The organism is Pseudomonas sp. FG86, from assembly GCF_057808775.1.
In genome coordinates this window covers 86,879-100,202 of the sequence record NZ_JBMDIS010000005.1, presented here as the reverse complement: position 1 = coordinate 100,202, position 13,324 = coordinate 86,879, and the positions used below count along the sequence as shown (strand labels likewise).

Below are 13,324 nucleotides of genomic sequence, written 5' to 3'. Positions count from 1 at the left end.
AATTTTCACATCCCATCCAAGACAATTCGCCCGCTTTGAATCGCCGCCCCAAGGCTCTATCTCCAGTGCCGTTAACGGCAGAAGGGGGGCGCACATTCAGTAATTAATAGCGTTGCTCGCATTGATCGGGCACCATTTGCGCCACCGCGCAAACCGCCTACCCCCAGCCAGCCTGGGCGAGGCCGAGCGCCATTGCTTTATTTCGCAACTTAAACTTCCAATGGGTCCTGAAACGACATGGCAAACCCGGACGCCCTGAGTCAGCAGCGAGCTTCTAATCGCCTGCTGCAACCGACCGTCAAATCCCATCTGGCGTACACGCTGCTTTGCGCACTGGTCATGATGGTGATGTTTTCCCTGCTGCGCCTGGCGCTGCTGGCCTACAACCGCGAGATGATCCTCGACACCCCGGCCTCGACCTTCCTGGAAGCGTTCGCCAACGGCCTGCGCCTGGATATTCGCCTGGTGGTGTACGTGCTGATCCCGCTGCTGCTGGCCCTGTTCAGCGTACGGGCCATGGCCGCGCGTGGGTTCTTCCGTTTGTGGCTGACCGTTGCGTCCAGCATCGCCCTGTTCCTGGGCTTGATGGAGATGGACTTCTACCGCGAATTCCACCAGCGCCTCAACGGCCTGGTCTTCCAATATGTCAAGGAAGACCCGAAGACCGTGATGAGCATGCTCTGGTACGGTTTCCCAGTGGTGCGCTACCTGCTGGCCTGGGCCGTGGGCACGCTGATCCTGAGCATCGCCTTCAAGGGTGCCGACCGTGCCACGCGCCCGCGCGGCCCGTTCAGCGGTGGCAGCATCGGTACCCGTCAGGTGGCGCCGTGGTACTCGCGCATCGCGGTGTTCGTGGTTTGCCTGCTGGTCGCGGTCGTCGCTGCTCGTGGCACCCTACGCCAGGGCCCGCCGCTGCGTTGGGGTGACGTCTACACCACCGAGTCGAACTTCGCCAACCAGTTGGGCCTCAATGGCACCTTGTCGCTGATCGCCGCGGCCAAGTCGCGCTTCTCCGAAGAACGCTCCAACATCTGGAAAGCCACCCTGGATCAACCGCTGGCCACCCAGACCGTGCGCGACATGCTGGTCTTGCCGCAAGAGAAACTGGTGGATACCGACACCGCCGCCGTGCGCCGTGACTACACGCCGCCGGCCGAAAAAACCCTGCCGATCAAGAACGTCGTCGTGATCCTGATGGAAAGCTTCGCCGGTCACTCGGTGGGCGCCTTGGGTCGCCCGGGCAATATCACGCCGTACTTCGACAAGTTGTCCAAGGAAGGCCTGCTGTTCGACCGCTTCTTCTCCAATGGCACTCACACCCACCAGGGTATGTTCGCCACCATGGCCTGCTTCCCGAACCTGCCGGGCTTCGAATACCTGATGCAGACCCCCGAAGGCAGTCACAAGCTGTCGGGCCTGCCGCAGTTGCTCAGTGCGCGCAAGTTTGACGACGTGTATGTCTACAACGGCGACTTCGCCTGGGACAACCAGTCCGGTTTCTTCAGCAACCAGGGCATGACCAACTTCATTGGCCGCAATGACTTCGTCAACCCGGTGTTCTCCGACCCGACCTGGGGCGTGTCCGACCAGGACATGTTCAACCGTGGCCTGGAAGAGTTGAAGGCCCGCGAAGGCGGCAAGCCGTTCTACGCATTGCTGCAAACCCTGTCCAACCACACGCCGTACGCGCTGCCCAACCCGTTGCCGGTGGATAAAGTGACCGGCCGCGGCAGCCTCGACGAGCATTTGACGGCCATGCGCTACTCCGACTGGGCCCTGGGCCAGTTCTTTGAAAAGGCCCGCAAAGAGCCGTACTTCAAGGAAACCCTGTTCGTGATCGTGGGTGACCACGGCTTTGGCAATGAACAGCAGATCACCGAAATGGACCTGGGCCGCTTCAATGTGCCGATGCTGATGATCGCACCGGGTATCCAGGAGAAGTTCGGCGAGCGTGACCACACCGTGGGCACCCAGATCGACATCGTCCCGACTATCATGGGGCGCCTTGGCGGCGACACCCTGCACCAGTGCTGGGGGCGTGACCTGCTGAACCTGCCGGAAGGCGACAAGGGTTTCGGCGTGATCAAGCCTTCGGGCAGCGACCAGACCGTGGCGTTGCTCACTGGCGACCGCGTGCTGGTGTTGCCTAAGGAAATGCCACCGAAGTTGTGGGAATACGAACTGGGCGCCGAGCCAACCGGTAAGGTCATTCCTGATTCGCCGGACGAAGCTGCACTGAAGCAGAAGCTGGAGTCGTTCCTGCAGACCGCGACCAAGAGCCTGTTGGATAACACCGCAGGGGTGGTTGATGGCAAGCCGGACTAATTGACCGGCAATAAAAAAGAGGCCTTCAAGAAGGCCTCTTTTTTTGCCCGGCTTTTATATCTTGCCGAGCAGCAACAACACCAGCAGCACGACCAGGACCACACCGAGAATACCCGACGGACCATAACCCCAGCTACGGGAGTGCGGGAACACTGGAAGGCCACCGACCAGTAGAAGGATCAGGATAATGATCAGAATGAGGCTCATAGTTTTTTTCCTTGTAGGCCTTCTGTAAAGACCGGTTATTTAACGATAGGCCCGACAGTTGAATACGGACGCCTTAATAACTCCGACTGTGCGCCTGCGTGGAAAATTCCATGTTTTTTTAAAGCGTTTTGCAGCGTCGCTTATTTCTTTTAATACCCTCGCCAATGCACCTGCTTAGTTGAAAAAGATTGAACTTAGCCTGTGGGCAGGTATCCGACCGAGCCCGCGGTTTGCCTGGGGCATTCATCACTCTGATGGTGCGTGGGTGTAGGAAAAACCTTCGCTACACTGCCGATCACTTCTTCTGTGAACCACAAGGCTACTTTCTATGCAAAATCGCATGATGATCACTGGCGCCGGGTCCGGCCTGGGTCGTGAAATCGCTCTGCGCTGGGCCCGCGAGGGTTGGCAACTGGCCTTGTCGGATGTCAGTGAGCCGGGCCTGCAGGAAACCTTGAAGCGGGTACGCGAGGCCGGTGGCGACGGTTTTATCCAGCGCTGCGACGTGCGCGACTACAGTCAGCTCACGGCCTTTGCCCAGGCCTGCGAGGAGAAGCTGGGTGGCATAGATGTGATCGTCAACAATGCCGGCGTGGCCTCCGGTGGGTTTTTCGCCGAACTGTCCCTGGAGGATTGGGACTGGCAGATCGCGATCAACCTGATGGGCGTGGTCAAGGGCTGCAAGGCGTTCCTGCCGCTGCTGGAAAAGAGCAAGGGCCGCATCATCAACATTGCTTCGATGGCAGCACTGATGCAGGGCCCGGCCATGAGCAACTACAACGTGGCCAAGGCCGGCGTAGTGGCGCTATCAGAAAGCCTGTTGGTGGAGCTCAAGCAGCAGGAAGTGGGGGTGCACGTGGTCTGCCCGTCGTTTTTCCAGACCAACCTGTTGGACTCGTTCCGTGGACCGACCCCGGCAATGAAAGCGCAGGTGGGCAAGTTGCTCGAGAGCTCACCGATTTCGGCGGCGGATATCGCCGATTACATTTATCAGCGGGTGGCCCAGGGCGAGTTCATGATCCTGCCCCATGAGCAGGGCCGGATGGCGTGGGCGTTGAAGCAGAAGAACCCGCAGTTGCTGTATGACGAGATGACCGTGATGGCGGATAAGATGCGCGCGAAGGCCCAGGCTGTCAGGGGGTGATTGGGATGGTGTGCATATCCGTTTCCTTGGTAACGGATATGCCCCGCTAAACCCGCCACAACCAAGCCTCTGTCTGTCAGGCAATTTACCCGCCTATGTAGGCGCTGCCTGATTTAGCCGCAAGCCATTGCTGCCACAAATCCAAGCGCGCAAGGTCAAGGTCCTGTCACTCGAAAAGGACAACCGCCATGCTGGTCTTAAGCCGCGCCGTAGGCGAAATCATCTCCATTGGCGATGACATCGCCTTGCACATCCTCGAACTGAACGGTACCCAGGTTAAATTCGGCATCCAAGCGCCGGTGGGCGTCAATGTGCACCGCGCCGAGGTGTTTGAGAAGATCGTCGAACGCCAGGGTGCCGGCGCCCATCCGCAACCCAACGCCTGAAACCGCGCTCAGTCGAACAGATGCTTGGGCACGTCGTGCTTGAGCATCAACTGGCATTGTTCGCTGTCGGGGTCGAATACGATCAATGCCTGGCCCTTGGTCAGCGCCTGGCGCACGCGCAATACCCGGGTTTCCAGGGGCGTGTCGTCGCCATTGTCGGTACCGTCGCGGGTGACGAAGTCTTCGATCAAGCGGGTCAGGGTGTCGACTTCAAGTGCGTCGTAGGGAATCAGCATACAAGCCTCAACTAGAGAATCCCGGCGATGCTACTGCGCCGGGACCATTGTTGCCAGCGTCAGGACTTCTGACCGACCAGGCTGTCTACCGACGGCACACGCGTGTCGCTCTCCATCTGCGTTTCGTGCTCGATCTGATGGCTGAACCTGTCCAGTGAACCCTGGGCCGGTTGCGCATCGCTGGCAAACACGGGGGGGCTGAGGATATACGCGCTCAGCAGGCGACTCAGGGCCGCGAGGCTGTCGATATGGGTGCGCTCGTAGCCGTGGGTCGCATCGCAACCAAACGCCAGCAGCGCGGTGCGGATATCGTGGCCAGCGGTCACCGCCGAATGGGCATCGCTGAAGTAATAACGAAACAGGTCGCGACGCACCGGCAGTTCATTGTCCGAAGCCAGGCGCAGCAGGTGGCGGGACAGGTGATAGTCATACGGCCCGCCGGAGTCCTGCATCGCCACGCTCACCGCGTGCTCGCTGGAGTGCTGGCCAGGGGCGACCGGTGCGATATCGATGCCGACAAACTCACTCACATCCCAGGGCAGGGCAGCCGCTGCGCCGCTGCCGGTTTCCTCGGTGATGGTGAACAGTGGGTGGCAGTCGATCAGCAAGGGTTCGCCGCTGTCGACGATGGCCTTGAGCGCGGCGAGCAGGGCGGCGACACCGGCCTTGTCGTCCAAGTGGCGCGCGCTGATATGGCCGCTTTCGGTGAACTCGGGCAGGGGGTCGAACGCCACGTAGTCACCGATGCCGATCCCCAGGGAGTCGCAGTCGGCACGGGTCGCGCAGTAGGCGTCCAGGCGCAGCTCCACATGGTCCCAGCTCACCGGCATTTCATCCACGGCGGTATTGAATGCGTGCCCTGAGGCCATCAATGGCAGGACGCTGCCACGGATCACGCCGTTGTCGGTGAACAGGCTGACGCGGCTGCCCTCGGCAAAGCGGCTTGACCAGCAACCGACGGGGGCCAGGGTCAGGCGTCCGTTATCCTTGATCGCGCGGACGGCGGCGCCGATGGTGTCCAAGTGCGCCGATACTGCGCGGTCGGGGCTGTTCTTCTGGCCCTTGAGGGTGGCGCGAATGGTGCCGCGGCGGGTCATTTCAAACGGGATGCCCAGCTCTTCCAGGCGTTCGGCGACATAGCGCACGATGGTATCGGTAAACCCGGTGGGGCTGGGGATGGCGAGCATTTCCAGCAGCACTTTTTGCAGGTAGTTGAGATCCGGTTCGGGGATGGTTCGGGTCATAAAGACTCCTGACTGGATAAGATAAGGGCGGTTTTGTGGCGAGCTGGCTTGTTGTGGAGAGCTGGCTTGTTGTGGCAAACGGACTTGTTGTGGCGAGCGGGCTTGCCCCGCGTTGGGCTGCGCAGCAGCCCCCTCTCTCCAAGCACCACGCTCTTTCAGTCAGACCTCATTGGCACATGTGGGGGCTGCTTCGCAGCCCAACGCGGGGCAAGCCCGCTCGCCACAACAAGCCCGCTCGCCACCACAGGCCCCCTCGCCACAGGGTTTATTGAGCGGTCGGCTGACTGTGTGGAAACAACAAATCCACAAACTTCTCTGCCGTCGGCTGCGGTTCATGGTTGGCCAGCCCGGCCCGTTCGTTGGCTTCGATAAACACGTACTCCGGTTGATCGGCCGCGGGCACCAGCAGGTCCAGGCCCACCACGGGGATATCCAGCGCGCGGGCGGCGCGTACGGCGGCGTCGACCAGGGTGGGATGCAGGATGCCCGTCACATCTTCCAGGCACCCGCCCGTGTGCAGGTTGGCAGTACGGCGCACAGCCAATTGCACACCACGGGGCAGGATGCTGTTGTAGTCGTAGCCAGCGGCTTTCAAGGTGCGTTCGGTTTCGGCATCCAGGGGGATTTTGCTTTCGCCATCGGTGGCGGCCTGACGGCGCCGGCTTTGCGCCTCGATCAGCGCGCGGATGGAGTGCTGGCCGTCGCCGATCACTTCGGCCGGGCGGCGAATCGCGGCGGCCACGACTTCGAAGCCAATCACCAGGATGCGCAGGTCGAGACCCTCGTGGAAGCTCTCGAGCAATACGCGGCTGTCGAACTGCCGCGCCGCTTCGATGGCCTGTTGCACCTCGTCAATCTCTTGCAGGTCCACCGCTACACCCTGGCCTTGCTCGCCGTCCAACGGCTTGACCACGATGCGCTGGTGTTCGTCGAGGAACTCCAGGTTGTCATCGGCGCTGCCCGCCAGTTGCTGGGAAGGCAGTTTCAAACCGGCGGCCTTCAATACCTTGTGCGTAAGGCTCTTGTCTTGGCACAGGGTCATGCTGATGGCGCTGGTCAGGTCGCTCAATGACTCCCGGCAACGCACGCGACGCCCGCCATGGCTGAGGGTGAACAGCCCCGCATCGGCGTCGTCCACTTGCACGTCGATGCCGCGCCGATGGGCTTCTTCGACGATGATCCGCGCATAGGGGTTGAACCCCGCCTGCGGGCCGGGGCCGAGGAACAGCGGCTGGTTGATACCGTTCTTGCGCTTGATCGCAAAGGTGGTCAGCGCGCGGAAGCCCAGCTTGGCGTACAGGCTCTTGGCTTGGCGGTTGTCGTGCAGCACCGACAGGTCGAGGTAGCTCAGGCCACGGCTCATAAAGTGTTCCACCAGGTGGCGCACCAGCACTTCGCCCACGCCGGGTCGCGTGCATTGCGGGTCGACGGCCAGGCACCACAGGCTGCATCCGTTTTCCGGGTCGTGGAAGGCTTTTGGGTGATTCAGGCCCATGACGCTGCCGATCACTGCGCCGCTGTCTTCATCCTCGGCCAACCAGTACACCGGGCCTCCTTCATGGCGCGGCGTGAGGCGCTCGGCGTCGACGGGCAACATGCCGCGGCCCTGATAGAGCTGGTTGACCGCGAGCCAATCGGCCTCGGTCTGGACCCGGCGAATCCGGAAGCCGCGAAACACCCGGGTGGCAGGGCGATAGTCGCTGAACCACAGGCGCAGGGTATCGGACGGATCCAGGAACAACTGCTGCGGATCGATCCCGAGGATCTGTTGGGGCGCAGCCACGTACAGCGCGATGTCGCGCTCGCCGGGCTGCTCGTTGAGCAGTTCCTGGGCCAGGCTGGCCGGGTCGGGAAAGGTGTGGCCGATCAACAGTCGGCCCCAGCCGCAATGCACCGCAATCGGCTCGGCGGCCAGTGGGCTGCCATCTTCGGCGAGGCGCGCCTGCAGGCGCTCATAGGTCGGCGCCTGGCCCTTGAGCAAGCGTTGGCTGTAAGCCGCGGCATTCGGTTTCATGGATCAGATTCCTTGTTCGCTGAGCCACAGGTTCAGCGCTGCCAGTTGCCACAGCTTGGAGCCGCGCAACGGCGTCAGTTGGCCCTGCGGGTCAGTCAGCAGGCGATCGAGCATGGCCGGGTTGAACAGGCCGCGATCCTGGCTGGGGTCGAGCAGCAGTTCACGCACCCAGTTCAAGGTGTCGCCCTGCAAATGCTTGAGCCCTGGCACCGGGAAGTAGCCTTTCTTGCGGTCGATGACTTCGCTCGGGATCACCCGGCGCGCCGCTTCCTTGAGTACCTGCTTGCCGCCGTCGGGCAACTTGAATTGACCGGGGACGCGTGCCGACAGCTCCACCAGGCGGTAGTCGAGGAACGGCGTGCGTGCCTCCAGGCCCCAAGCCATGGTCATGTTGTCGACGCGTTTGACCGGGTCGTCCACCAGCATCACCGTGCTGTCCAGGCGCAGGGCCTTGTCCACGGCGGCATCGGCGCCGGGCATCGCGAAATGCTCACGCACGAAATCGCCAGCGGCATCGTTGGCGGTCAGCCATTTTGGAGCGACGGTGGCGGCGTAGTCGTCGTAGCTGCGGTCGAAAAACGCCTCGCGGTACGCGGCATACGGATCGCTGGCACCGTCCACCTGCGGGTACCAGTGGTAACCGGCAAATAGTTCGTCTGCGCCCTGGCCGCTTTGCACCACCTTGCAATGCTTGGCCACTTCCCGGGACAAGAGGTAGAAGGCAATGCAGTCATGACTGACCATCGGCTCGCTCATGGCGCGGAACGCGGCCGGCAGTTGCTCGATGATCTCGCTTTCGGCGATGCGCAATTGATGGTGGCGGGTGCCGTAGTGCTTGGCGATCAGGTCTGAATACTGGAATTCATCGCCGCGCTCGCCGCCAGCGTCTTCAAAACCGATGGAGAAGGTCGACAGGTCCTGCACGCCGACTTCCCGCAACAGGCCGACAAGCAGGCTCGAATCGACGCCACCGGAGAGCAGCACGCCGACATCCACGGCGGCGCGTTGGCGAATCGCCACGGCCTCGCGGGTGCTGTCGAGCACGCGGTCGGTCCAGTCTTCCAGCGTGAGGTTGCGCTCATCCTCTCGCGGGCCGTAGGGCAGGGTCCACCAGGTTTTTTGCTCGGTGTTGCCCTTGGCGTCGACGCGCATCCAGGTGGCGGGCGGCAGTTTTTCGATGCCTGCCAGCAGCGTGCGCGGTGCAGGCACCACGGCATGGAAGTTCAGGTAATGGTTGAGTGCGACGGGGTCGAGGATCGGGTTGATATCGCCGCCCTTGAGCAGGGCTGGCAGGGTTGAGGCAAAGCGCAAACGCTGGCCGGTACGTGAGAGGTACAACGGCTTCACGCCCAGGCGGTCGCGGGCGATAAACAGGCGCTGGGCGTCGCGCTCCCAGATGGCAAACGCGAACATGCCGTTGAGCTTGGGCAGCAGAGCCTCGCCCCAGGCGTGATAGCCCTTGAGCAGCACTTCGGTGTCGCCGCCGGAATAGAAGGCATAGCCCAGGGCTTCGAGCTCCTGGCGCAGTTCCGGGAAGTTATAGATTGCACCGTTGAACGCCAGGGACAGCCCCAGCCGGGCGTCAACCATCGGTTGGGCCGAGCCATCCGACAGGTCCATGATTTTCAGGCGTCGATGGCCCAGGGCAATCGGCCCTTGGGCATGAAAGCCCCAGGCGTCGGGGCCACGGGGGGCCAAGTGATGGGTGATGCGTTCAATCGCTGCCAGGTCGGCAGGTTGGGCATCAAAACGTAGTTCTCCAGCTAATCCGCACATAAGTTCCTTACCGGTTTTTCCGTTGGGGAGGGGTAAATACTCAATGCGCCTAAAGGGCGCGTACCCAGAAACTGACACGCCCCTATGATTGGAGTTTTAGAACAATCTGTTATAAGGCCAAGAGCCTTGGCTGCTCCGGTGCGATCCTGCGCGGCGAGTGGCCCGTTACTGCGCAGAGGAGCCGCCCGTGCCGCGAATCAATGCGCGCAAGGCGAACCGATTCGGATGGCAGGCGTCGGCCACGCTTTTAGGCACCGGCAAGGGTTCATCGTCCAGCCATGCCGCCAACAGTTCCGCGCACAGGGGGGCGGTCACCAGCCCACGGGAGCCATGGCCGCTGTTGATATACAGGCCGTCGAGCCATGGGCAGGCGGCCTCGGGTACCTGTCGGGCGTCCTTGCGCAGTGCCGCATAGGCGTGGTCAAAGGCCGCGCGATCGGCCAGTGGCCCGACAATCGGCAGGTAGTCCGGGCTGGTGCAGCGAAACGCGGCGCGACCTTGCAGGTCCTCGCCGGCAAGGTGGTCGGCGCCCAGGCGGTGCAGCAGGTCGACGGATATTTCCCGCAGCATGTCCAGGTTGCCGACATGCTCGGCGACCGTGGGGGTCAGGTCATCGCTCTTGAAGTCGAAGCTGGCGCCCAGCGTGTGCTCCCCCAGGCGCGCCGGGGCCACATAGCCCTCGGCGCACACCACCGTGGCCAACGCCTGGCTCGCCGGGGTTTGCGCCAAGCGGGTGATTTGCCCGCGAATGCGCTTGAGGGGCAGGTCGGCGCTGAACGCGAAGTGCTTGATCTGCGCTGCGTTGGCCAGCACCACCACACTGGCGCTGGCCAGCAAGGTGTCGCCGGTCAGGGCGCGCCATTGCCCGTCGACGCGTTGCAACTCAAGGGCTTCGTGATGCGTCAGCACGGTGATCAGAGGGTGCCGGGCTTGCCATTCGCATAACGCTGGCGGGTGCACCCAACCGCCTTCGGGGTAGAACAGCCCGCCATGCTCCAGCGCCACACCGGCGCGAGCCTGGGCCTGGGCCTGATCGAGTCGATGCAGCAGGCCAGGGGCGAATGCGCCGGCCAACTGTGCCTGGCGCTCGGCTTCCTTGGCGTTGAAGGCCAGTTGAAGCACGCCGCAACCGTCCCAGTCGACGCCTCGGTGCAGGTGTTCCAACAGGCGTCGGGTATGGCCGAAACCGCTGAGGATCAACTGCGAAAGTGCCGTGCCGTGCGCTGACAGCTTTAGGTAAAGCACGCCTTGCGGGTTGCCCGAGGCTTCCTGCGCCAGGCCCGCATGTCGTTCCAGCAGCTTGACGCGCCAGCCGCGTGCCGCGAGGCTGGCTGCCGTAGCGCAGCCGGCCAGGCCACCCCCGATCACCAGGGCGCTGCGCTCACCGTGCAGCGGCGTTGGACGGGCGAACCACGGTTTGTCCGGGGGCGGCGGCGGGGTGTCGGCCGGCCACCCAAGGTATTCACCCCGCAGGATCTCCCATTTGTGGCCAATACCCGGCGTGCGTTTCATCTTGAACCCGGCGGCATTGATCAGCCGCCGCACCCAACCGGTGCTGGTAAACGTGCTGATGGTCGCTCCAGGGGCCGCCAGGCGTGCCAGTTCGGCGAACAGCTCGGCGGTCCACATGTCGGGGTTTTTGGCGGGGGCGAAGCCATCGAGAAACCACGCGTCGACCTGCGCATCCAGTTGCGGCAATTGCTCCAGGGCGTCACCGATCAACAGCGTCAAGGTCACACGGCCGTTGGCCAGCACCAGGCGCTGGAAGCCTTGGTGGATCGCGACGTACTGCGCCAGCAAGGATTCGGCGAAGGGGTGCAGCTCGGGCCATAGGGCGAGTGCGCGTTGCAGGTCGGCGTGGCTCAGCGGGTATTTCTCAACGCTGACAAAGTGCAAGCGCGCACCGGCTACGGCCTGCTGTTCAAATAACTGCCAGGCGCAGAGAAAATTCAGGCCAGTGCCGAAACCGGTCTCGCCGATCACCAGGCATCCATTCACCGGCAAGGCAGCAAAACGCTCCTGCAGACGGTTCTGTTCGAGGAACACATAACGGGTTTCTTCCAGGCCCGATTTGTCGGAAAAGTACACGTCGTCGAATACCCGTGAGTGCGGGCGGCCTTGGTCATCCCAGTCGAGCTGGGCGTGGGTTACGGGGTTCATGGGCGACTCGGCAAAGGCAAGACCGCCATTCTAGCCGATCAACAGCCTTTGAATTGACCCACGGCAAGCGCACGTGGAATTTCCTCCCGCATGGCGCTGCCCAATCCGCTAGTCTTGATCCATCTTGAAACGGAGCAGCCTATGTTCGAATCCGCCGAAATCGGTCACGCCATCGACAAAGACACCTACGACACCGAGGTGCCCGCCCTGCGCGAAGCCTTGCTCGAAGTGCAATACGAGTTGCAGCAGCAGAAGCGTTTCCCGGTGATCATCCTGATCAACGGGGTTGAAGGTGCGGGCAAGGGCGAGACGGTCAAGCTGCTCAATGAATGGATGGACCCGCGCCTGATCGAAGTGCGCACCTTCGACCAGCAGACCGACGAGGAACTGGCGCGCCCCCCGGCCTGGCGCTACTGGCGCCAACTGCCCGCCAAGGGCCGCATGGGCGTGTTTTTTGGCAATTGGTACAGCCAGATGCTGCAAAGCCGCGTGCATGGCGAGATCAAGGATGCGCGGCTCGACCAGGCCATCGCCGGTGCCGAGCGTCTGGAGAAGATGTTCTGCGATGAGGGCGCGGTGATCTTCAAGTTCTGGTTCCACCTGTCCAAGAAACAGATGAAGGCGCGACTCAAGGCCCTGGCCGATGACCCGCTGCACAGCTGGCGCATCAGCCCGCTGGACTGGCAGCAATCGCAGACCTACGACAAGTTCGTGCATTTTGGCGAGCGCGTGCTGCGCCGCACCAGCCGTGACTATGCGCCGTGGCATGTGATCGAAGGTGTCGACCCCTATTACCGTGGCCTGACCGTGGGCAAGATCCTGCTCGAAGGCCTGCAAAACGCCTTGAAGCAAGCCAGGGGCAAGGTCAGCGGCATGAACCCGGCGCCTTTGCCTGCCGCGGTGGACCAGGTGAGCCTGCTGAACAGCCTCGACATGACCTTGAGCCTGGACAAGGACGATTACGAAGAACAACTGATTACCGAGCAGGCGCGCCTCTCTGGCCTGATGCGCGACAAACGCATGCGCAAGCACGCCCTGGTCACAGTGTTCGAAGGCAACGATGCCGCCGGGAAGGGCGGGGCGATCCGCCGTGTCGCCGCGGCCCTCGACCCGCGCCAGTACCGCATCATCCCGATCGCCGCACCCACCGAAGACGAACGGGCTCAGCCTTACCTCTGGCGTTTCTGGCGGCAGATCCCGGCGCGCGGCATGTTCACGGTATTCGACCGGTCGTGGTATGGCCGAGTGCTGGTGGAGCGCATCGAAGGCTTCTGCACCCCGGCCGACTGGTTGCGTGCCTATGGCGAGATCAACGACTTCGAAGAGCAACTGCGCGATGCGGGGGTGATTGTGGTCAAGTTCTGGCTGGCCATCGATAAGCAGACCCAACTGGAGCGTTTCCAGGCCCGTGAGGCGATCCCGTTCAAGCGCTTCAAGATCACCGAGGACGACTGGCGCAACCGCGACAAGTGGGACGACTACCGCGCGGCGGTGGGCGATATGGTCGACCGCACCAGCACCGAGGTCTCGCCGTGGACCCTGGTGGAGGCCAATGACAAGCGTTGGGCGCGGGTCAAGGTGCTACGCACCATCAACCTGGCCTTGGAAGAAGCGTTCGCCAAGTCCGACAAGCACGATAAAAAGAAAAACAAATAAGTGGATGAGTAACTGACTCGTGGCGAGCGGGGCTGTTGCGAGGGAGAGGGCTTGAAGTGGCCAGAGGGTTTGTTGTGGGGGAGAGGGCTAGTTCTGGGGGAGAGGGCTTGTTGTGGCGAGCGGGCTTGCCCCGCGTTGGGGCGCGAAGCGGCCCTGACCCAGACGCCGCGTTTCTC

10 protein-coding genes are annotated in these 13,324 nt (G+C 62.5%); 4 read left to right on the top strand and 6 right to left on the bottom strand.

Annotated elements, in window-relative coordinates; all coding sequences use genetic code 11:
- The first annotated feature begins 237 nt into the window (after positions 1 to 237).
- Positions 238 to 2,325, top strand: a complete 2,088-nt coding sequence (locus ACODSV_RS04955) for an LTA synthase family protein (RefSeq protein ID WP_024076619.1) — start codon at positions 238 to 240, stop codon at positions 2,323 to 2,325.
- Between the two features lie 54 nt (positions 2,326 to 2,379).
- Here ACODSV_RS04955 and ACODSV_RS04950 read toward each other — a convergent pair whose 3' ends face one another.
- Complete coding sequence (locus tag ACODSV_RS04950; RefSeq protein WP_010208879.1) at positions 2,380 to 2,532, bottom strand: DUF3309 family protein; 153 nt, start codon at positions 2,530 to 2,532, stop codon at positions 2,380 to 2,382.
- Positions 2,533 to 2,860: 328 nt separating this feature from the next.
- On the opposite strand from ACODSV_RS04950, the gene ACODSV_RS04945 reads away from it, so the two are divergent.
- Positions 2,861 to 3,676, top strand: a complete 816-nt coding sequence (locus ACODSV_RS04945; RefSeq protein ID WP_024076618.1) for an SDR family oxidoreductase — start codon at positions 2,861 to 2,863, stop codon at positions 3,674 to 3,676.
- Between the two features lie 188 nt (positions 3,677 to 3,864).
- Positions 3,865 to 4,062 (top strand): carbon storage regulator CsrA, encoded by a 198-nt coding sequence (gene csrA, locus ACODSV_RS04940; protein ID WP_069076724.1) that lies wholly within the window; start codon positions 3,865 to 3,867, stop codon positions 4,060 to 4,062.
- A gap of 8 nt (positions 4,063 to 4,070) precedes the next feature.
- On the opposite strand, the gene ACODSV_RS04935 is transcribed toward csrA, so the two are convergent.
- The 5 genes from ACODSV_RS04935 to mnmC all read right to left on the bottom strand — a co-directional run bounded on the left by ACODSV_RS04935 (position 4,071) and on the right by mnmC (position 11,492).
- Positions 4,071 to 4,298 (bottom strand): YheU family protein, encoded by a 228-nt coding sequence (locus ACODSV_RS04935; RefSeq protein ID WP_003236706.1) that lies wholly within the window; start codon positions 4,296 to 4,298, stop codon positions 4,071 to 4,073.
- Positions 4,299 to 4,357: 59 nt separating this feature from the next.
- Positions 4,358 to 5,542: an osmoprotectant NAGGN system M42 family peptidase gene (locus ACODSV_RS04930; RefSeq protein ID WP_024076616.1), complete on the bottom strand. Its 1,185-nt coding sequence runs from the start codon at positions 5,540 to 5,542 to the stop codon at positions 4,358 to 4,360.
- 265 nt (positions 5,543 to 5,807) lie between these two features.
- The gene (ngg, locus tag ACODSV_RS04925; protein ID WP_024076615.1) at positions 5,808 to 7,556 is read right to left on the bottom strand and encodes an N-acetylglutaminylglutamine synthetase; all 1,749 of its coding nucleotides are present in this window, start codon (positions 7,554 to 7,556) and stop codon (positions 5,808 to 5,810) included.
- Positions 7,557 to 7,559: 3 nt separating this feature from the next.
- On the bottom strand, positions 7,560 to 9,332 hold the full coding sequence (locus ACODSV_RS04920) for an N-acetylglutaminylglutamine amidotransferase (protein ID WP_150054955.1): 1,773 nt from the start codon (positions 9,330 to 9,332) through the stop codon (positions 7,560 to 7,562).
- A gap of 165 nt (positions 9,333 to 9,497) precedes the next feature.
- A complete protein-coding gene (gene mnmC / locus ACODSV_RS04915; RefSeq protein WP_489078214.1) occupies positions 9,498 to 11,492 on the bottom strand; it encodes a bifunctional tRNA (5-methylaminomethyl-2-thiouridine)(34)-methyltransferase MnmC2/FAD-dependent 5-carboxymethylaminomethyl-2-thiouridine(34) oxidoreductase MnmC1 in 1,995 nt (664 codons plus the stop codon).
- A 141-nt stretch (positions 11,493 to 11,633) separates the two neighbouring features.
- Between mnmC and pap the strand changes: the two genes are divergently transcribed.
- Positions 11,634 to 13,148: a polyphosphate:AMP phosphotransferase gene (gene pap, locus ACODSV_RS04910; RefSeq protein ID WP_150054956.1), complete on the top strand. Its 1,515-nt coding sequence runs from the start codon at positions 11,634 to 11,636 to the stop codon at positions 13,146 to 13,148.
- The last annotated feature ends 176 nt before the right edge of the window (positions 13,149 to 13,324 follow it).